This window comes from Geomicrobium sp. JSM 1781026, from assembly GCF_041949955.1.
Lineage (GTDB): Bacteria > Bacillota > Bacilli > Bacillales > Marinococcaceae > Geomicrobium_A.
This window is the reverse complement of the sequence record NZ_JBHFQF010000012.1, coordinates 19504-40509: the sequence shown is the minus strand read 5'-3', so window position 1 is coordinate 40509 and position 21006 is coordinate 19504. Positions and strand designations below refer to the sequence as shown.

The window sequence follows — 21006 nt, the reverse complement described above, 5'->3', positions numbered from 1 at the left end:
GTGCAAAAAACAGATCGCAATTGGAAAGGGCAAGTTGAGCTTTCCCTCGATGGAGAACAAATTGAACCATTTCTTAATGAATGTATTCAACACGACATTTCTTTCGTGAATGTTGAAAGAAAGAATGTGGGTCACGTACAGGCGATCATGAACATCTCTGATGTGAAAAAGCTTCGAAAAATTGCAAGAAATCACCCAATCAAAGTGTCGTTTGGTGAGCGAAAGGGTATGTATTTATATAAACAAAAGAGCTTTAAACGTTTTGGATTTGTTGCAGGTATTCTCGTGTTCTTCCTCGTTGTTGGCTTGTTGTCACAAATGGTTTGGAGGGTGGATGTTGAAGGAGCTTCGCCGCAAATCGAACATGAAATCCGTGTATGGGCTAAGGATCAAGGTTTAGCACCAGGCAGTCCTCAATGGAGGATCGCTGCAGAATCGGAACTTCAGCAACGAGTATCTGAAGAAGTCCCGGGTGCGACGTGGATTGGTGTAGAGAAAAGGGGTACGAGCTACCAGTTTCAGGTCGTAGAGCAGCAATTGGCTGAGGAAAGAGAAGCATTGTCTCCAAGAAATTTAGTCGCAATGAAGAACGGTGTCATTCATGAACTTTACGTTGAAAATGGACGAGCAGCTGTCGCGTTAAATGACGTTGTCCAAGTTGGCGATCTGCTTATCTCAGGACTGATTGGACGTGAAGGGGAAGAGTCTGCAATTGCTGCTGAAGGAACCATTCGAGCAGAAACGTGGTACCAAGGGCAGATCCAAGTGCCGATGACACTAAGAGGAGAAACATACACTGGGGAGCGGGCGAGTCAGTATGAGCTTCGACTTGGGGATTTTGCATGGCAGTTTTGGGGCCGAGGAGTTGAGGAAGATTTCGACAACTTCCATGAGCAAACCGAGGCGGTAAAGCTTCCACTCGTGTTTACGACAATTGAATTACCGATTGAAAGAACGACGTATTCAGAACGTGGTCAAAGGGAAATCTCTTATTCCGTTGATGAAGCTAGTGAACGTGCAAAGCAAGTGGCTGACAGGGAATTAAGAAGACAATTAGGGCCAGACGCTGAAGTGATTTCTGAAAATATTTTACAGACACGAACCGACAATGGTAAAGTTACAGTATCCATCCATTATGAAGTGATCGAAAACATTGCTGAAGAAGCACCGATATCACAAGGAGAATGAGAATTTTGACAGAGAGAAAAGTCATCGATTTACATGTGCAAGATTCACTCGAGTTGCAATCCCTTTTTGGTCCGAATGATGTACATCTAAAACGAATGGAAGAAATTCTTGATGTGACCATTGTGACAAGAGGTGAAGCGCTCGTCGTTTCGGGAACTGAAGAGCATATTGACCGCGTGGAACGAGTGCTCATTAAATTGTTGCAGTTACTTCGTCAAGGAACAGATATTAGTGAACGTGATGTCATTTATGCTGTGCAGTTGGACGAAGAAGGCAAGCTTGATAAACTAAATCACATTTATCAAGAGACCATTGCGATTAATGCGAAAGGGAAACCGATTGTCGTTAAGACGCTAGGACAACAAACGTACGTATCAGCGATCCGCAATCATGACATGGTTTTTGGTATTGGTCCTGCTGGGACAGGTAAAACATATTTGGCTGTTGTTATGGCGGTGAGCGCGTTAAAAGCAGGCGCTGTCCAACGAATTGTGTTGACACGTCCAGCTGTTGAAGCTGGCGAGAACCTGGGCTTTTTGCCAGGAGATCTTAAAGAGAAGGTCGACCCGTATTTACGCCCTCTTTATGATGCACTACACGACATTTTTGGCACGGAGCATACGGCGAGACTAATGGAGCGTGGAACCATTGAAGTGGCCCCGCTTGCTTATATGAGAGGACGCACACTGGATGATGCGTTTGTCATACTAGATGAGGCGCAGAACACGACGCCTGAACAAATAAAAATGTTTCTTACCCGCCTTGGCTTTGGCTCGAAAATGATTGTCAACGGCGACCTTACGCAAGTTGATTTACCGAAAGGCAAAAAATCAGGATTGCAAGTGGCGACAGATATATTAAAGCCTGTGCGTGACATTGGTTTTGTTTACTTACAAGGAGCCGATGTTGTGCGCCACACGCTCGTAAAGCGTGTGTTGGAAGCGTATGACCAAGAAGGCAATGAATAATCGTCCATTGAATTTGCAAGCGTAGGAGTGCTGAACGTGAAAAACAAAACAAGAAATATGAGCCGACCTTTGCTTCGTTTAAGTTCCCGAACCATAAGGGTCGGCTTATTTCTCTTGCTTGCAATATTATTATTTGGATCGATGGTGTCAAATGTTGTTCCTGATCGCCTAGATATTTCACTATCAGAACCGGCTCCTGAAGATATACGAGCACCCATTACAGTAGAGCATGAGGAGCAGACGATTGAGCGACGCCAAGAGGCTGTTGCGACGATCGACCCTGTATACGTGCTCCGAAGTGACTATGCTCAGTCACAAACGGAAAAGGTGAACGCGATCTTTGGACTTGCGATCCAGTTGTCTTCAGACATGGAACGTGATGAAGATGAGCTCACAGAAGGAGATTCACCACCTGAATTAGAAGAACAAATGGAGTATATGCAAGAAGCAGTCAATCAAGACGTTGACCGTGATTTGACGATGTCTACGATCGAGACGTTGTTAACCTCAAGCTCTGAACAACTGCGTGTCGCTAGAGATATCGTTAGGAATTCGGTTTTTGAGGTGATGAATGAAGGGATTTCAGTTGATGAAGTGCCAGAGGCTCGCGATGAAGCTGAAGAACGTGTGTTGCACTCACTAAACAGTTCACGTCTACATGATGCAGTGACTGAGATTACGCGTTCACTCGTTATCGCCAATTATATTTATGACGATGAAGCGACGAGTGAGCAAGTTCAGCTTCTGCTCAGTGAAGTTGATCCTGTACTCATTAGAGAAGGGCAACTGTTGGCACAAGAAGGAGAGATTATTGGGCCTGCTGCTTATGAACAAATGCGATTGGTCGGTCTCTTAGATGAAACCATCACCCCGTACCCATACATAGGATTGCTCATTTTTACCATGGTGTTGCTTTTAATGTTTCGATTCTATACAGTGCAAACAAGTAGCCCAATTAAACATAGCAATCGTCATCTACTGCTGTATGTGATCGTGTTTTTCATTATGCTCGCATTGATGACTTTAATAAGTCTTTTGTCGGTATTAGACGTCCACGGGGTCATCTGGATCACACCGATCGCTTTAGGCGCGATGTTGCTTGCCCAACTGCTTAACTATCGGATTGCCCTGTTTTCAGTCGTATTATTGTCATTGTGCGCAAGTGTGATCTATAATGGGTCAGCGGCAGGTGCCTTTCACTCGTCGTTTCTTGTGTACGCAATTTTAAGCGGGTTTTCAGGTGTGTTCTTTATCGGAAAGAACCCTAGAACTGGTAAAATTTTGCAAGCGGGTGTGTACATCGCGCTTGTTAACGCCGCGATTGTGACCGTTCTACATGTGTTTAACAATCAACAGCTTGTACTCTCTACATTCGGCTTTGAAATTACTTTTGCAATTTTATCTGGGTTTTTATCGGCAGTGCTCACCTTAGGTTTGTTGCCGTTTTTCGAGACCGGATTTAATATATTGTCACAAACGAAACTCATTGAGCTCACGAATGCTAACCATCCATTGTTGCGTAAGATTTTGTTAGAAGCTCCAGGCACCTATCATCATAGTGTGATGGTGGCAAATCTCGCAGAAGCGGCTTGTGAGGCAATCGGGGCAAATGGATTGCTTGCTCGTGTTGGGGCATATTATCATGACGTAGGGAAAACAAAAAAGCCAGTCTATTTCATCGAGAATCAACTGCAGATGGATAACCCGCATGATCGCTTACCGCCTAAGAAAAGTGCAGCATTAATCATTGCCCATCCGTATGATGGTGCAAAGATGTTAGAAGCGCACCAGATGCCTAAAGAAATCGTTGATATTGCCAAACAGCACCACGGAACAACGATGTTAAAGTATTTCTATTATAAAGCGAAAGAAATGGATGAAGATCCTAAGGAAGAAGCGTACCGGTACCCAGGACCGAAAGCGCAATTTAAGGAATCAGCGGTCATTGGTATTGCCGACAGTGTGGAAGCCGCGGTCCGTTCGATGTCTGAACCGAGTGATGCTAAAATAAAAGCACTCGTAGATGCGATTATTCAAGATCGACTCGTGGACCAGCAATTAGACGAATGTGATATTACCGTTCGTGAGCTAGCAATCGTCGCATCTTCAATGTGTGAAACGTTACATGGAACATTTCACTCTCGAATTGAGTACCCAGATGAAGAAAAGGAGTCGAAATCAGCCCAATGAATTACCCGATCGACGTGATTGATGAAACCGAAGAACTCACCGTTGAACAACTAGAACTTGTAACTCAAATTCTAGGCAGTAGCTGCCAACGATTGCAACTTCCAGTGGAAACGGAAAGCTCCGTACTTTTCGTTTCAAAAACAAAAATTCAAGCGTTAAATCATGAATATCGAAACAAAAATGAAGTGACAGATGTACTTAGTTTTGCTCTAAATGATGATGAAGAGGACGATGGTTTCCAAGATGAACATCTGCTTGGGGACATTGTCATCTGTGTGGAGCGGATGAAAGAGCAAGCGAAGGAGTACAATCATTCAATCGAACGCGAACTCGGATTTCTAGCCATCCACGGATTGCTACACCTCATCGGTTATGATCATCAATCAGAGGCCGACGAAAAAGAGATGTTCGCGTTGCAGGAGGAATTGTTAACTGCCTATGGATTGGAAAGAGAAACGTAAAAAAACTGGCATAAGACGTCTAGGTTTTTCTTTTGTTTACGCAGCGCGTGGATTGTATTACGTCTATAAGCACGAGCAAAACATGAAAATCCATGTTTTTTTGACGTTGTTTATCGTATTGCTAGCGATCTCGCTAGATGTAGGCCTTTTGCAAATCGGTATGCTAGTCATTGTTATCGGCGGTGTGATCACACTTGAGATGGTCAACACGGCCATTGAGCGGGTGGTTGATCTCGTGTCCCCGACGTATCATCCCCTTGCAAAGACAGCAAAAGACGTAGCCGCCGCCGCAGTGCTCATCTATAGTATGATTGCTGTCATTGTTGGCATTATTGTGTTTTACGAACCGGTAATGAATTTATTTTTATAGAAAGGTGAATGATTCATGTCTGATTTACAAACACTTGCAGAAAAAGCAAGAAGCAACGCCTATGTACCTTATTCGAAGTTTCAAGTTGGAGCGAGTTTAGAAACTGAAGACGGGACAGTGTTTACAGGCGCAAATATAGAAAATGCATCGTATGGATTAACGAACTGTGCAGAACGAACGGCAATATTTAAGGCGATGTCTGAAGGCCATCGTAAAATAAAAAAACTCTATGTAACCGCAGATACAGACGGCCCTGTTTCACCGTGCGGCGCATGTCGACAAGTGATTGCGGAATTTATGGATTCTACAGGTGAAGTGATTTTAGGAAATTTAAAAGGAGAGACTCGGACAGTAACGATCGCTACATTATTGCCGGGTGCTTTTGAGGCAGGAGATATGAATGACAAGCAATAACCACTCATTCAAGTCAGGATTTATTTCATTAATTGGGCGCCCGAATGCAGGGAAGTCAACATTACTCAATCAAGTGATCGGTCAAAAGATTGCCATCATGAGTGATAAACCACAGACGACGAGAAATAAAATCCAAGCGGTGCACACTACAGCAGACGAACAGATGATTTTCTTGGACACACCGGGGATACATAAACCGAAGCATCGACTTGGGGAATTTATGGTGAGTCAGGCGCTAGATACACTAAAAGAAGTCGACGTGGTTCTTTTCTTTATTGATGTGTCCGAGAAGTTTGGCGGCGGTGAGGCTTATATTCTTGAATCATTACAACGCGTGAACACGCCAGTTTTTCTCGTGATGAATAAAATAGACAAAATTCACCCAGACCAGCTTCTGGAGAGAATTGATGAGTATCGTCATCATTACGATTTTAAAGAAGTCATTCCTATATCAGCGCTTCATAACCAAAATGTTGATGTGCTCACGAAAGAAATACGCAAATATCTTCCTGAAGGGCCTAAATATTACCCTGACGAGCAAATTACCGACCACCCCGAACGCTTCATCATTGCTGAATTGATTCGTGAGAAAGTGTTGGCTCATACGCGTGATGAAATTCCTCATTCCATTGCCGTTATCATTGACTCGGTAAAAGAAAGGCCGAATCAAAAGACGTATGTGCAAGCGACGATTGTTGTCGAAAGACAGTCTCAAAAGGGGATTGTCATTGGAAAGCAAGGAGCAATGCTGAAAAAGGTCGGTCAAGAAGCAAGAAAAGACATTCGCGTGCTTTTAGGCTCAGATATATTCTTAGAATTATGGGTGAAAGTGCAAAAAGACTGGCGCAATAAAGCAAGATTCCTGAATGAACAAGGATATAGCGACCGCGAAATGTAGATTTGACTCACATTTCCGCAGATGAGAGCGAAACAATGGTGTTTACATCGAACCCATTGTTTTTTTTATGGATGCTAACTATAATTATAAGACAATTCAATCATTGGCGTTTTATTTAATACGGTAACTATTACTACTCATGATTTCTTTTGTATATGTAAATTCTAATCATACGTTATAATGAAGGGGTGGAGATGGATGTTAAGTTATTGGAAGTTATTTTCCTTAACCGGTGATTTGGATACGTACCTTTTACACAAAGAGAATGAGCGATATAGTGAGGATGAGTTTACAGAGGACGAGAGGTTGCAAAACGAAGGGGATTGATTGTAACTCATGCTAGAGAAAGCTGAAGGGGTCGTCATACGCACGTTGCCGTATGGCGAGTCCCATCTGATTGTGAAAGTATTTACGAAGGAAAAAGGGAAACTGGCACTCATGGCCAAAGGTGCAAAAAAACCAAAAAGTCAATACGCAGCAATTTGTCAACCATATGCACACACGCTCCTCACGTTTTATATGGGCAAAAGTATGGGAACGTTATCTCAAGGAGAAATGTTGCACACATTCCGATCATTACGTGAAGATCTTGATATGTCGGCTTATGCAGCATACATTTTAGAGCTTTTGGACAGTAGTGTGGAGGAAAAGCAGGCGAGCCCGAATTTATTTGCACTCGTGCTTCGCTTGTTAGAGCGGTTGGAAGCGGGGGACGACCCTGTCTTATTGCGTCGGGTGTTTGAATGGAAGGTGACCCACCTTCTTGGTATACGACCCCAATTAAAGGCTTGTGCTAATTGTGGAGAAACAAATGGAATTTTCTCTTTTTCGATTAAAGAAGCGGGCTTCTTGTGTGATCGTTGCAAACACACAGACCAGTACCGACTCGCATTAACGGATGAAGAGGTTCGTATGCTGCGCGAATGGTTTTATGTTCGAACACCTAACATTGAGAACATCGAAGTAAGCCTAGCCATGAGGGATAAACTAGCATCGGTCATTGATACGTATTATGATCAATATAGCGGTCTTCGTTTGAAGTCAAAACGTTTTCTTGACCAGTGGGAGAATTGGAAGCCAAAAGATTGACTGTGAGTTGACAGCAGATTCGTTTTTATGTATGATTTCTCTACAGTTATTTACATACGAACATTACGTAGATGAAGAAGAGTACAAAGGGAAATGCATTTCATAGCGAATGCGGAACAGTGTAAGCCGCATAAATGTATCCTTTGGAAGGCGCTTTTGAGTAATGCATTGAACGAAGTGGTGCATGTTGCACAACTAGGGTGGAACCGCGGGCAAATCCCGTCCCTAGCTCATTAATTGGATTAATGGGCTAGGGACGGGATTTTTCGTGTGACGAACCTTTGAAAAATGAAAGGAGAACGAAAGATGAATGTACAACAAGTGATTTTAAAGTTGCAATCATTTTGGGCTGAGCAAAATTGCTTTATTATGCAACCGTATGATGTTGAAAAAGGTGCAGGAACGATGAATCCAATGACGTTTCTTAGAAGTATCGGCCCAGAGCCATGGAACGCCGCTTACGTGGAGCCTTCACGCCGACCATCTGATGGACGATACGGAGATAACCCAAACCGCTTGTACCAGCACCATCAATTTCAAGTCATTATGAAGCCTTCTCCACCGAATATTCAAGAGCTGTATCTTGAAAGCTTAAAAGCGCTAGGGATCGACCCTTTAAAGCATGACATTCGTTTTGTTGAAGACAATTGGGAAGATGCAACATTAAATGCGTGGGGTCTAGGCTGGGAAGTGTGGCTTGACGGGATGGAAATTACGCAGTTTACGTACTTCCAACAAGTTGGAGGATTGGATGCTGACCCGGTTGCTGTTGAGCTCACATATGGCCTTGAGAGGCTATGCTCGTATATTCAAGACAAGGAGAATGTGTTTGATCTTGAATGGGAAGCAGGTTACACGTATCGAGATATTTTTTACCAACCGGAATTTGAGCACTCCACATACACATTTGAAGTAGCAGACCATGACATGCTCCAAAAACTGTTCGTCACTTACGAGCAAGAAGCAGCTGCTGCCCTAGCTAAGAATCTCGTCTTCCCTGCGTATGATTACATTTTAAAATGTTCCCATACGTTCAACCTTTTAGATGCAGGTGGAGCGATTTCTGTTACAGAGCGAACCGGATATATTCGGCGCGTTCGTAACTTAGCAAGAAAATGTGCCTCTATTCATTACCAAGAGCGAGAGCGATTAGGCTTCCCGTTGTTAAAGGAAAAAGCAAAGGAGGAAGCATAATATGGCAAAGACATTGTTACTAGAATTAGGTCTTGAAGAAATCCCTGCGCAGTTTGTTGACATCGGGCGTGACAGTTTTGAGCAAAAGGTAACCCAATGGTTTAAGGATAAGCGTGTGAACTATTCGAGCATCAAAGCGTTTTCGACACCACGCCGATTTGGTGTGCTTGTTTTTGACGTAGATGAAGTACAGCCAGATACCGTTGAAGAATCAAGGGGACCTTCTGCAGCCATTGCAAAAAATGAGGATGGAAGCTGGTCAAAAGCAGCGATTGGTTTTGCTAAGGGCAAAGGGTTAGATGCGGACCAACTTGAAACGAGAGATACGGAACAAGGATCTTACGTGTATGCTGTCAAAAAAGTAACAGGTCAAAAAACGATTCACCTGCTACCAGAAGTTGTGCAGTTATACTTAGACGTATCTTTTCCAAAAAGCATGCGTTGGGGACATAGCAAAACACGATATGTTCGCCCGATTCATTGGGTGTGTGCACTATTCGGTGATGAAGTGATACCCGCAACTGTTACGAATATCCCGACAGGAAGAAACACGTATGGTCATCGCTTCTTAGGAACCGAAGTACAGCTCCAACAAGCAGATGATTATGAAGAGACGCTTCTTCGTGAGTTTGTGCTTGTTATGCCTGAGAAGCGGCAGGCAGCTATCAAGCAACAAATTGCTCTCCTAGAAGAAGAGCATGGCTGGACAATTGACCAACCAGCAGAACTTCTCCAAGAGGTAACAAACCTTGTCGAGTACCCTACGGCATTACACGGGGATTTCGATGAGAACTTCCTTCAGCTTCCTGATCCTGTCTTAATTACCTCAATGAGGGAGCATCAACGGTATTTTGCCGTTCATTCAGAAACGGGTGAGCTTCTCCCTCATTTTGTGACGGTGCGAAATGGCGATCACTTGCATCTAGACAATATTAAGCGTGGAAATGAAAAAGTGCTTCGCGCAAGATTGAGTGATGCGGTTTTCTTCTATAATGAAGATCAGAAACTGTCTGTTGATGAACTCGTGAAGCGGCTCGAAAGCATCGTTGAACAAGAAAAGGTCGGAACGTTAAAAGACAAGAGTGTAAGAACTGCCGCACTAGCGCTTTTATTTGCAGAAACACTCGGCGTGAGCGATCAAGACCGGGCTTTATTAGAACGAGCCACAGAGCTTCTTAAAGTAGACCAGTCGACACTCATGGTAGATGAATTTCCAGAACTCGAAGGATTAATTGGAAGTGATTATTTAGCGAGACGAGGAGAACATGAAACGGTTGTTTCAGCTGTGAGAGATCATTATTCTCCTCGATTTAATGGTGATCGGCTACCAGAATCTAAAATCGGAGCATTAGCGAGTATTGCTGACAAGCTTGATACGATTACGAGTGCTATCGCAATCGGTCAAAAGCCTTCGGGTTCGCAAGACCCTTACGGTCTCAGAAGACAGGCAGCGGCGGTTGTGACGTTGACCAATCATTTTGCTCTCAATATAACATTTGAACAAATGGTTGAGCTTGCTGTAGGTGTGGCTGAAAAAGCACCATACACGATTGAGAACTCGCATCTCCAAAAAGATATCGAAGAGTTTTTCTTATTGCGGATGAAAGCAGCATTAGAAGAAGCTGACGTACGTTATGACATTGTTGAGTCGCTTCTCGTATTGCCGCTAGGAAGAGTGGACACCGTATTTCAAAAAGCTTTCTTTTTGCAATCAATTCACGGAACAGAGGAACTAAAACAAGCAGCCGAAGCACTTGGACGTGTGAACAATATTGCTAAGCAAGATGAACAGTTATTACTTGACGTGAGCCCATCGCTTTTCGTAAAAGCTGAAGAACAAGACTTATATAAAGCGTACGAAGCTTTGCGAGAAAATATGGGATCCATGCTCGATCATAACGATGTGGATGGAGCGTGGCAGCAACTCGTGCAGCTTTCGCCGGTCATTCATCGCTACTTCGATGAAATTATGGTTATGAGTAAAGAAGAACATGAAAAGAACAATCGGTTAGCCCAGATGCGCTTGTTATCTGTTGAAATCAATCGTTTTGCGAAATTCCAATCTCTCGTGCTTCCTTCTTAAGCTTATAAAAAGAGAGGTGCATCTTTGTACAAAGGCGGTGATGCGTTATCGAATTGACGAATCGGCAAGAGCGGATCTTAGAAATCGTAAAGGGTGAAGGGCCGATTACTGGGGAGAAAATCGCAGACAAACTTTCTCTCACACGAGCGACGTTACGCCCGGACCTTGCTATTCTCACAATGGTCGGGTTTCTCGGAGCAAGGCCAAGAGTCGGGTATTACTACACAGGTAAAACAGGTGCAGAAATACCAATTGAACAGTTAAAAACATTAAAAGTAAAAGAATATCAATCCATCCCTGTCGTTGTGAATGAGTCAGATTCTGTATATGACGCGATTAGCGCAATGTTTCTTGAAGATGTAGGCACGCTGTTTGTCGTGAATGCCGATGCAAAGCTTGCTGGTGTATTGTCTCGTAAGGATTTGTTGCGTGCGAGTCTAGGCAATCAAGAGCTTGAATCCATGCCCGTGAGTATTATTATGACGAGAATGCCGAACATCACGGTTTGTTACAAAGAAGACATGCTCATAGAGGTATGCAAGCGATTGATTGAAAAACAAATTGATGCTGTTCCAGTCGTGAATCGAGGACCCGATGGGGGCTATGAAGTCGTGGGCAGGATTACGAAAACAACAATGACAAAATTGCTTGTGGATGTAATGAATCGTGATCTGCCAATGAAGGAGGAAACCCATGAATAAGTTTCAACTACACCCGATTGTTTACGTAGTATCGGATTCTGTTGGAGAAACGGCAGAACTTGTCATCCGTGCGGCTTCAAGCCAGTTTGGAAATACAACAATTGAAGTAAGAAGAATCCCTTACGTTGAAGATGAAGCGACAATAAATGAAGTATTGCAATTGGCAAAGGACGTAGGTGCCATGATTGCGTATACGCTCGTCGTGCCAGAGATTAAAGCGTACATGCAAATGGCGGCAGAGCGTGAAAAGGTTGAAGCAGTCGACCTGTTAGGACCGATTCTTGATAAACTAACGACACTTTTGCAGTTGCAGCCAAAATACGAACCAGGACTTGTATACCGCTTAGATGAGGATTATTTTCAGAAGGTCGATGCGATTGAGTTTGCGGTGAAGTATGATGATGGACGGGACCCACGTGGGGTGTTGCATGCAGATGTGGTGCTTATTGGCGTGTCAAGAACATCAAAAACACCACTTTCGCAATACTTGGCGCACAAAAGGTTAAAGGTTGCAAATGTGCCAATAGTGCCAGAGCTGGACCCGCCTGAGGAACTGTTCAAGATCTCTCCAGAGAAATGCATCGGTTTAAAGATTTCACCTGAGAAGTTGATAGAGATTCGTTCAGAACGGTTAAAATCACTCGGCTTAAAAGCTGAGGCGAACTATGCTAGCCTCGCTCGCATTGAAAATGAATTGGCCTACTCCGAAAGAATTATGGAGAAGATCGGCTGCCGGGTTATCGATGTATCAAATAAAGCGGTTGAAGAAACGGCAAATATCATTTCCAGTTATTTCAAGAAGTGATCATTTCTAAAGGCGAGAAAGGTCTGACTCGATCTCTCTCGCCTTCATTCGTGGGTTTTCGACGATATTCGTGTTTTTTTCGTGACGGGTGTAGTCAACGGTGGAAATATGAATTATAATAGGTAAATGTGTTGTTTAAGTTCGCAAAAGTTATAAATAAAAACCAAAGAAAAAAGGTTTTTCTAGTTTTATGTAGAAATGGTTTGCCATACGTCAGCGAGTGGTAAAGAATACGACACGACCGTCATGGAATGTGTCGGATTCTTTTTTTCACACGCTGGTCATTTTTTGTAAACCAAAACAATAAAATCGAACGATGCGGTGGTGATTGTACGATTGTCTAAAACTATTCCTGAGCCTCTAATTCGGGAAGTTCGTGAACGGACAGATATAGTGGACGTCATCGGAGAAGTCGTAGAGCTAAAGAAACAAGGGCAAGACCGTTATGTAGGGTTATGTCCTTTTCACGGAGAGAACACGCCGTCTTTCTCTGTTTCCAAAGATCGGCAGTTATATCATTGTTTTGGTTGTAAGGCATCAGGAAATGTGGTTTCATTTCTCATCGACCACGGGAAGTTATCGTTCCAAGAAGCAATCATGAAACTCGCGGATAATTTAAATATTGATACGCAGCACGTAGAACTTTCCCCCGAGCCAACATCCGAAGGGGAGAAGATGAGAGAGGGGCATTCATTGGCGGCTCGCTTTTATCATCACTTGCTTATGAACACAGAGCAAGGCAGAGCGGCCTATCAGTATTTTAAGGAGCGAGGCGTAAATGAAGAGGCGATGCTTCACTTTCGGTTAGGTTATGCACCTAGAGAGCGCTCATCTTTAAAAACATTGCTCGATAAGCGGGAGTTTGATCTCAAGTTGATGGCAAACGCCGGTTTATTGCAGGTGCCTGAAGATGGGAGAAGCTCTTATGATCGCTTTTCTGATCGGGTCATGTTTCCGTTGCATGATATTGGTGGAAAGCATGTTGGTTTTAATGCACGAGCACTCGTCAAAGACAACCATCCGAAGTATCTGAACAGCCCAGAGAGTGCATTGTTTAAAAAGAGCAACATGCTTTACGCATATCACCTCGCCAAGCCAGTAGCGAGAAAGAAAGATCAAGTCGTACTGTTTGAAGGCTGTATGGATGTCGTCTCCGCTTGGATTCATGGTATAGATAATGGGATTGCTACACTTGGGACTGCTATGAATCAAAGCCAAGCAAAGCGGATCCGAAATCTGACAGAAAATGTAATCCTTTGTTATGATGGAGATCAAGCAGGTGAGGAAGCGGCCATTAAAAATGCGGAGACACTGCAAGGGGTAGGTTGCGATGTGCGAGTTGTTCCTATGCCAGAGGGCAAAGATCCCGATGAATTTCTGACGGAGTACGGAAGCAAAGCATTTGTCCATCTCATTGAAAATGAAGCTACTGCAGTCTCTTCCTTTAAGATTGCTCGGTTAAGGCGAGAGAAAAACTTACAACGAGAAGGAGATCGACGCGAATATATCGAAAGAGTATTAGAGATTGTTCTTGGTGTTGAAAGTGCTATTGAACGAGAGTACTTTATGAAAGACCTTTCTCAAGAATTTGATATATCGTTAGATGCATTGCATCAAGAGTTAACGTCGATCGAACAACGAAGAAATCACACAGATTCTGTCCAGTCTCGCTCTTTTAAGCCGCGAGCCCAATCAGCCCCCCAAAAAGCTCAAGTGAAGCGTGAGTTATTGCCCGCGTTTCATCGAGCCGAGCGCATGTTAATTCGGGCAATGATTGATGACGAACAGTGGGCGGATGAAGTAAAGGACCACATTGGTGGAGAGTTTAATGTGGATCAGTATGCAGCGATCGCTGCGTACTTGTACGCCTTCTATGCTGACGGACACGAGGCGAGTAGTCATTCGTTTATCATGCATATGGATGACAGGGAACTTCAGCAGATTGCGACAGAAATTATGATGGAATCAGGCATGGAGATGACGAAAGAAGCGTTTACCGATTATATTGAGTTGGTTAAGAACTATCCAACTTGGGTAGAAATAGAAGGTAAAGAACATGAGCTTAAGGACGCTGAACGAAGAAAAGATATCGAGGCAGCCTTAAAAATAGGAAATGAAATCATCGCGCTTAAAAAGAGAATTGGCGGTAAGTTTCCGAAGAAGCGCACGAATGTGCGTTAAATACACGCAGTGCAACATGTTTTTGGAATTGGAAGGAGGGAGATCGAATGGCAGAGAAACCACCTCGCATCGCAGAAGGTGAAATGTCGATCGATCAAGTCAAAGAGCAACTCGTAGAAGTAGGTAAGAAACGCGGTGTGCTATCTTACGCCGAAATTACAGAAAAGCTAGCCCCATATGATCAAGATTCAGACCAGATGGATGAATTCTTTGAGTACTTGGGTGAGCAAGGTGTGGATCTTCTTAATGAAGGTGAAGAAGTGCCGAGTATGGACCAAGTTGAAAAAGAAACAGACCTTGACCTGAATGATCTGAGTGTTCCTCCGGGTATTAAGATTAACGATCCCGTGCGTATGTACTTGAAAGAAATTGGTCGTGTACCTCTTTTATCAGCGGAAGAGGAAATTGATCTAGCAAAACGCATCGAAGAAGACGATGAAGAAGCGAAACGCCGATTGGCTGAAGCGAACCTCCGTCTCGTTGTGTCCATTGCCAAGCGTTATGTAGGCCGTGGCATGTTGTTCCTTGACTTAATTCAAGAAGGCAACATGGGTCTCATTAAAGCCGTAGAGAAATTCGATTACAACAAAGGGTTCAAATTCAGTACGTATGCTACGTGGTGGATTCGTCAGGCGATTACGCGAGCAATCGCAGACCAAGCACGAACCATTCGAATTCCAGTGCATATGGTGGAAACGATTAATAAACTCATCCGTGTTCAACGACAACTTCTTCAAGATCTTGGCCGTGAGCCGACGCCAGAAGAAGTATCGGAAGAGATGGATTTAACGCCAGAGAAAGTTCGAGAGATCTTAAAGATTGCTCAAGAACCTGTATCGCTTGAAACACCAATTGGTGAAGAAGATGATTCACACCTCGGTGATTTCATTGAGGACCAAGAAGCATTGGCACCATCAGATGCTGCTGCGTACGAGTTGCTGAAAGAACAACTCGAAGATGTTCTTGATACGTTAACCGATCGTGAAGAGAACGTTCTTCGTCTTAGATTCGGTCTTGATGATGGGCGTACACGTACACTCGAGGAAGTCGGTAAAGTGTTTGGTGTTACGCGTGAACGAATTCGTCAAATTGAAGCCAAAGCACTTCGAAAGCTCCGTCATCCAAGCAGAAGCAAACGATTGAAAGATTTCATGGAGTAAGGGAAGCGGGTTGCGTTCCAACCCGTTTTTCTTTATCTTACTCACCTACAAGGTGAAATGCAAATTGATAGTCATTAGAAAATGACAATTTGCGAAAAGTCGGTCGTGTATGCTTTTCTTTTTTTCGCTTTTCGTATAAAATATAGAGCGAATCTATTACTATTTACATATCGTTACGATTAGGAGGAAACTTCATGAAAGGACAACCATTAATTCCACTCGCACTTATTGCAGGGGTTGGTATTTGCTTAATGCTCGTCTTTTCTTTTATCGGTTTAGGAGCTGGTGGAGAAGAGGGCGAAGAAGGCAATGGAAACGGTGAAGAAATCGATACAGATGATCCGATTGCGCTAGGCGAGCAGTTATTTGAAGATAGCTGTTTGAGCTGTCACGGTGATGCTGGTGCAGGCGGAACAGCTGGACCACCGGTAGCTGGTTTGGATATGGATGTAGTTATCCAAGCGATCGAAGAAGGTCCTGGAGCAATGCCAGATGGGCTCGTTAGTGGTGAAGAGGCTGAAGCTGTTGCAGAATACGTATCAAGCTTAGAATAATCATTAAAGGAGCCACGAGGCTCCTTTTTCGTTTTTATTGATAATGAGAAAAGAGGGTCTTCTTTGGAATCGATTGAACGATTGTCTGAACGTCTGAGAGTTATCGCCCTGGAAGTGGAAGTGGGGGCAGTACTCGCCGATATTGGCACCGATCATGCGCAGTTACCTGAGGCGCTTGTCCAAGCTGGAATCATTCAATCAGCGGTTGCAAGCGATGTGAATGCCGGTCCGTTTCAAACCGCGCTTAGAAATATCGAAAGTGCGGGTCTCTCAAGGCAAATATCTGTGCGCCACGGCAGTGGATTAGAGCCGCTGAGGCAAGATGATCACATATCAACCGTCACAATTGCGGGTATGGGCGGTAGCTTAATCAAAAGTATTCTTGATGAAGGTAGTAACAAGCTCGATGCAGTGGATACACTTATCCTGCAAGCGAATGTTGCTGCAGATCTATTAAGACAGTGGTTGTACGTACAAGGCTGGCAAATCGTAAAGGAAAAGCTTGTACGAGATGCTGACCATTTTTATGAGGTGATTGTCGCAAAACGGGGAGATAAGGAAGCACCTTTTTACCACACAGGCCTTGGATTTGAGGAAGAGATGATGTTTGGTCCGCTGCTTCTTCATCAAGGTGGGGAGGCATTCATCGCAAAGTGGGAAGGGGAATACGAGCACCTTAAACGGGTCAAAGGTCAGATCGCGATCGCCAATCATCAAGATCAGCAGGCAGATTCTGCGTATGGACGTATCGATCAGCAGTTAAAACGAATAAAGGAGGCACTCGCCTATGTCAAAAGCCGCTAAAGTAAAAGATGTAATCCAGTTAATGGATGAGTTTGCACCCAAATCATTAGCATTTGATAAAGACCCAATCGGTCTCATGATTGGCGATATAGAACAGCCTGTAGAGACGGTTTTAACGACTCTAGACGTTACTGAAGACGTCGTTGATGAAGCGGTCAATTTCGGAGCGACGCTTATTATTGCGCATCATCCTTTGTTATTTATGCCACTTTCAAACATTGATTTGAGCAGTCCAAAAGGCAGAGTCATTCAAAAATGTTTAAAGCATGACATTAGCGTCTATGCTTCCCACACAAATCTCGATATTACCGACGGCGGCGTGAACGATATGCTTGCTGAAAAGATTGGGCTAACCGATGTAAACGTACTCGTACAAACTGACCAAGAGCGTCTGTATAAACTCGTGGCATTCGTACCTGTTGAAAATGCTGAGGAAGTGAGGCAATGCCTAGGTGATGCTGGGACAGGTCACATTGGAGACTATTCTCACTGCTCATTTTCTAGTTCTGGGACAGGTGCTTTTCTTCCTGGCAATAATACGAACCCGCATATTGGCGAAGTAGGGAAGCCTACAAAAGTCGAGGAAGTTCGGATTGAAACTATTGTCCCTGAAATGTTATTGAACAAGGCGATTTCAGCATTACATCAAGCGCATCCTTACGAAGAAGTAGCATATGATCTGTACCCGCTAAGGTTGGAAGGGGAAAAGAAAGGTTTAGGAAGAATAGGCGAGTTGGAACAAGAAACGACTCTTAAAGCGTTTGCCGAAACGCTGAAAACGTCATTTTCCGTTGATGGATTACGTTTTTCAGGAGATGAAAACAAGCGAGTAAAAAAGGTAGCAGTTCTAGGCGGTGACGGTAATAATTATTGGCAAGAGGCATTGCAACAAGGTGCAGATGTATTCGTCACAGGAGACTTGAAATTTCATACTGCACAAGATGCCTTGTTAGCTGGATTATCTCTCGTTGACCCTGGTCATCATATTGAAGAAATTATGAAAGCAGGCGTTGAGCGTAAACTAAGAGAGCAGACGAATGAAGCGGGCCTAAACGTGACATATCGTGCTTCGACTATTAATACCGACCCGTTTACGTTTATCTAAAACGTGAAACAGAAAAAACCTCTCCAAAATGTAGGCTGCGGAGAGGTTTTTGTTTGATTTAGACGTATTAGCGCTTGGCTCATAGGAGTTCGTATTATAAATTGTTTCACCCTACAATTAGATCCAGCAAACAGAGGGTATTACTCGTTAGTCAAGTCTTTCGTGCTTCGTGTCGTATCAATATGGCGAACGGCGGCTTCTATTTCCTCGCGTTTTTCTTCAAGGAAAGGTGGCAATGATAGTTTCTCGCCTAACGTTTCATATGGCTCATCTCCCATGAATCCAGGGCCATCGGTCGCAAATTCAAATAAGATACGAGATGTCGCCCGAGCATATAAAGATTCGAAGAAATGTCGGTCTACGTGGCCTGAGTTTGGAATTTGGAATTGGTTAAGGCGCTCAATCCAATGGTTCAGCGCATCGCGGTCGTGAACACGAAATGCTGCATGGTGAACGGTGCCGAACCCTTGCTGAGCAGGAGGCAGCACCGTATTGTGTTCGACGATGACGCTTGCCCCGTTACCGCCTTCTCCGACTTCAAACAATGTAAAAGAGCCTTCTTTTCCTTGCTGCTCGAAACCAAGAACTTTTTGCATGTACAAAGAGAACGCTTCGATGTTGGTAACGCGTACAAAGATGGGGCCAAGCCCAGTAATTGCATATTCAACAGGGACGGGACCGTTTTGCCAAGCAGTTCCAGAAGCGACACCACTGTTATGCTCATCGGAAATGAGTTGGTATTGTTGGTCATCAAAGTCAACGAAAGACAGTGTCTTTATTCCCCATTGTTCTTTAATGCCGGTGTGAGAAACTTGGCGTTCGTTAAATCGTTTTTCCCAGTAAGTGAGAGCATCGTCGCTAGGTACTCGAAAGGACGTTTTGTAGATTTCATCATTTCCGTGTCTGCCTTTAGGGATGCCAGGGAAATCAAAAAAGGTCATGTCTGTCCCAGGGCTGCCTGTATCGTCAGCAAAAAAGAGGTGATACGTTTGAATATCATCTTGGTTAACCGTCTTTTTGACGAGTCTCATTCCGAGTGTATACGTAAAAAACTCGTAATTTTTTTCTGCGCTGCTCGTAATTGCCGTCACATGGTGCAATCCTTTGAGTGTATTCACGTTTACTCATCCTTTCAATTTCGATGTTTTTATCAGTTTAATATTAAACTAAAAAATTGTCAAATAAAAAAAGCCTGAGACCCAGGCTTTTTATCTTGCTCTTGATTTCATGTTCTTGCGAAGAGGGGGAAGGATTTTCGCCCCGTATATTTTGCGTTCGCGTGTCCACGTATCTTCGTCTTTCGGATCGTATTGATCTAAGAACATAATGACCTCTTTTGCAATGGCAGTAGGTGTAGACGCTCCAGCTGTAACAGCAACTTTGTTGACACCTTCTAACCATTCAAGCTTAAGCTCACTTACATCAGCAATTCGGTAAGCGTTCGTAGACGCGATGTCTTTAGATACTTGTGCAAGTCGATTGGAGTTGTTGCTCATCGGATCTCCAACAACAATTAACAGATCGGCATCCTTCGCTTGATCGCCAACGGCCTCTTGCCTCACTTGAGTCGCGTGGCAAATCTCATTGTGTACTTCGGCGTGAGGGTACCTTTCTAACGTACGATCCATAATGTTCTGTACGTCCCATTGGCTCATCGTCGTTTGATTCGTAATGATGATGTTGTCCCGTTTTAAATCTAAAGCTTCAACATCTTCGAGTGTTTCAATGAGGTGTACGTGCTCGGGAGCGACACCAATTGCACCTTCTGGTTCTGGATGCCCGCGTTTTCCGACATACACGATGTCATAGCCTTCACTCTTCTTATCAAGAATGAGGTCATGTGTAACCGTAACATCTGGGCACGTCGCATCAATAGTCGTCAAGCCTTTCTCATCCGCAAGTCTGCGAACTTCTGGCGAGACACCGTGAGCGGTGAAAATCACAGTTCCATTTTCTACGTTCTTAAGAATTTCTAAACGGTTTGGACCATCTAAAGAGATAATGCCTTCTTCTTCAAATGCATCGGTCACATGTTTATTGTGAACAATCATACCAAGAATATAAATCGGTCTTGGTAAACTGTCATCATTTGCTGCTTGGCGGGCGATGACCATAGCGTCAACAACACCGTAACAGTAACCTCGAGGGGTAATTTTTACAACTTCCATCGCCAAGTCCTCCAATATTATAGGCTACTTTGTATTATACAGGTAGACTGTAGGATTGAAAAGCAAAGCGAGGCAAAACTAGACGTATAGTTTTGGTGGAGGCTCGTTTCCTGTATATGAAGAAGGTGGCACGGGCGTCGTTACTTGTGTCGTTTCCACGGGTGTAGGAGCGGTTTCCACTACGGGTTCCTCTACAGCAACCGTTTGCGGGGCGGGGAGTTCGCCCTGTGTGTCTTCATTTTGCCCAGAACCTCGACGCATCTGATTCACTTGCCGAACAACACCAGGAATTTGGCGCACCATCGGACCGTATTTCCGAATAACAGGAATCCATTTTGCTCCGGTTTGAATCATCGGCATAAATCTTCCAATTGAACCGAGCATCCCTGAGCCACCAGATAGTGCGGCAGCACTTCCAATTCCAGGAGCAAGTCCGCCAGATAATGCAGCTCCTGGAGCTGCCATTGCCGAGCTTAACGGAAGTCCAGCTCCAATGGGTAAGGCACGCGAAAAAGAAGCAGCAGGCGGCCCCATCGGTAAGGGCATAGGAGGATAGCCATACATATGAACACATCCTTTCAATGAAATAAAGGGAATATAATTAAAGTATGCAGCTAGGCTCTTCAATGGGATGTATTCTTTTCAATGTTTGTTTATGGTAAAATTAAAGAAT

Annotated in this window: 21 protein-coding genes; 18 read left to right on the top strand and 3 right to left on the bottom strand. The window is 43.9% G+C overall.

Going from position 1 to position 21006, the window contains the following annotated elements; all coding sequences use genetic code 11:
* The 18 genes from yqfD (at position 1) to ACE1TF_RS17865 (ending at position 18165) form a co-directional block, all read left to right on the top strand.
* Positions 1 to 1188, top strand: coding sequence for a sporulation protein YqfD (yqfD, locus tag ACE1TF_RS17950; protein ID WP_375018836.1), 1188 nt, complete (start codon positions 1 to 3; stop codon positions 1186 to 1188).
* A 5-nt stretch (positions 1189 to 1193) separates the two neighbouring features.
* Positions 1194 to 2156: a PhoH family protein gene (locus tag ACE1TF_RS17945; RefSeq protein WP_375018834.1), complete on the top strand. Its 963-nt coding sequence runs from the start codon at positions 1194 to 1196 to the stop codon at positions 2154 to 2156.
* 36 nt (positions 2157 to 2192) lie between these two features.
* Positions 2193 to 4346: an HD family phosphohydrolase gene (locus ACE1TF_RS17940; protein WP_375018832.1), complete on the top strand. Its 2154-nt coding sequence runs from the start codon at positions 2193 to 2195 to the stop codon at positions 4344 to 4346.
* Positions 4343 to 4807: an rRNA maturation RNase YbeY gene (ybeY, locus tag ACE1TF_RS17935; RefSeq protein WP_375018830.1), complete on the top strand. Its 465-nt coding sequence runs from the start codon at positions 4343 to 4345 to the stop codon at positions 4805 to 4807. The genes ACE1TF_RS17940 and ybeY overlap by 4 nt, the downstream gene beginning before the upstream one ends.
* Positions 4808 to 4889: 82 nt before the next feature.
* Positions 4890 to 5177, top strand: a complete 288-nt coding sequence (locus ACE1TF_RS17930; protein ID WP_375018828.1) for a diacylglycerol kinase family protein — start codon at positions 4890 to 4892, stop codon at positions 5175 to 5177.
* 15 nt (positions 5178 to 5192) lie between these two features.
* Entirely contained in the window at positions 5193 to 5591 is a 399-nt protein-coding gene (locus ACE1TF_RS17925) for a cytidine deaminase (RefSeq protein WP_375018826.1), read from the top strand.
* Positions 5578 to 6489 carry a GTPase Era gene (gene era, locus ACE1TF_RS17920; RefSeq protein WP_375018824.1) on the top strand — a complete coding sequence of 304 codons (912 nt, stop codon included), beginning with the start codon at positions 5578 to 5580 and terminating at the stop codon, positions 6487 to 6489. Before ACE1TF_RS17925 ends, era begins: the two co-directional genes overlap by 14 nt.
* Before the next feature lie 198 nt (positions 6490 to 6687).
* Positions 6688 to 6816 (top strand): YqzL family protein, encoded by a 129-nt coding sequence (locus tag ACE1TF_RS17915; RefSeq protein WP_152549040.1) that lies wholly within the window; start codon positions 6688 to 6690, stop codon positions 6814 to 6816.
* A 9-nt stretch (positions 6817 to 6825) separates the two neighbouring features.
* Positions 6826 to 7578: a DNA repair protein RecO gene (gene recO / locus ACE1TF_RS17910; protein ID WP_375018821.1), complete on the top strand. Its 753-nt coding sequence runs from the start codon at positions 6826 to 6828 to the stop codon at positions 7576 to 7578.
* 306 nt (positions 7579 to 7884) lie between these two features.
* Complete coding sequence (gene glyQ, locus ACE1TF_RS17905) at positions 7885 to 8772, top strand: glycine--tRNA ligase subunit alpha (protein WP_042424635.1); 888 nt, start codon at positions 7885 to 7887, stop codon at positions 8770 to 8772.
* Position 8773: 1 nt separating this feature from the next.
* Positions 8774 to 10855 carry a glycine--tRNA ligase subunit beta gene (glyS, locus tag ACE1TF_RS17900; RefSeq protein ID WP_375018819.1) on the top strand — a complete coding sequence of 694 codons (2082 nt, stop codon included), beginning with the start codon at positions 8774 to 8776 and terminating at the stop codon, positions 10853 to 10855.
* Between the two features lie 47 nt (positions 10856 to 10902).
* On the top strand, positions 10903 to 11556 hold the full coding sequence (ccpN, locus tag ACE1TF_RS17895) for a transcriptional regulator CcpN (RefSeq protein WP_375018887.1): 654 nt from the start codon (positions 10903 to 10905) through the stop codon (positions 11554 to 11556).
* Positions 11549 to 12361, top strand: a complete 813-nt coding sequence (locus ACE1TF_RS17890; protein WP_375018817.1) for a pyruvate, water dikinase regulatory protein — start codon at positions 11549 to 11551, stop codon at positions 12359 to 12361. Before ccpN ends, ACE1TF_RS17890 begins: the two co-directional genes overlap by 8 nt.
* A gap of 336 nt (positions 12362 to 12697) precedes the next feature.
* A complete protein-coding gene (dnaG, locus tag ACE1TF_RS17885; RefSeq protein WP_375018815.1) occupies positions 12698 to 14542 on the top strand; it encodes a DNA primase in 1845 nt (614 codons plus the stop codon).
* Between the two features lie 47 nt (positions 14543 to 14589).
* The gene (gene rpoD / locus ACE1TF_RS17880; protein WP_042401104.1) at positions 14590 to 15702 is read left to right on the top strand and encodes an RNA polymerase sigma factor RpoD; all 1113 of its coding nucleotides are present in this window, start codon (positions 14590 to 14592) and stop codon (positions 15700 to 15702) included.
* A gap of 194 nt (positions 15703 to 15896) precedes the next feature.
* Positions 15897 to 16256, top strand: coding sequence for a c-type cytochrome (locus ACE1TF_RS17875; RefSeq protein WP_375018812.1), 360 nt, complete (start codon positions 15897 to 15899; stop codon positions 16254 to 16256).
* A 63-nt stretch (positions 16257 to 16319) separates the two neighbouring features.
* The gene (locus ACE1TF_RS17870) at positions 16320 to 17060 is read left to right on the top strand and encodes a tRNA (adenine(22)-N(1))-methyltransferase (protein WP_052363815.1); all 741 of its coding nucleotides are present in this window, start codon (positions 16320 to 16322) and stop codon (positions 17058 to 17060) included.
* Positions 17044 to 18165 (top strand): Nif3-like dinuclear metal center hexameric protein, encoded by a 1122-nt coding sequence (locus tag ACE1TF_RS17865; RefSeq protein WP_042401110.1) that lies wholly within the window; start codon positions 17044 to 17046, stop codon positions 18163 to 18165. Before ACE1TF_RS17870 ends, ACE1TF_RS17865 begins: the two co-directional genes overlap by 17 nt.
* A gap of 140 nt (positions 18166 to 18305) precedes the next feature.
* On the opposite strand, the gene ACE1TF_RS17860 is transcribed toward ACE1TF_RS17865, so the two are convergent.
* The 3 genes from ACE1TF_RS17860 to vrrA all read right to left on the bottom strand — a co-directional run bounded on the left by ACE1TF_RS17860 (position 18306) and on the right by vrrA (position 20897).
* Complete coding sequence (locus tag ACE1TF_RS17860) at positions 18306 to 19283, bottom strand: ring-cleaving dioxygenase (protein ID WP_375018809.1); 978 nt, start codon at positions 19281 to 19283, stop codon at positions 18306 to 18308.
* Between the two features lie 90 nt (positions 19284 to 19373).
* Positions 19374 to 20333 (bottom strand): 4-hydroxy-3-methylbut-2-enyl diphosphate reductase, encoded by a 960-nt coding sequence (locus ACE1TF_RS17855; protein WP_375018807.1) that lies wholly within the window; start codon positions 20331 to 20333, stop codon positions 19374 to 19376.
* 78 nt (positions 20334 to 20411) lie between these two features.
* Positions 20412 to 20897 (bottom strand): VrrA/YqfQ family protein, encoded by a 486-nt coding sequence (vrrA, locus tag ACE1TF_RS17850; protein WP_375018805.1) that lies wholly within the window; start codon positions 20895 to 20897, stop codon positions 20412 to 20414.
* Positions 20898 to 21006: the final 109 nt, after the last annotated feature.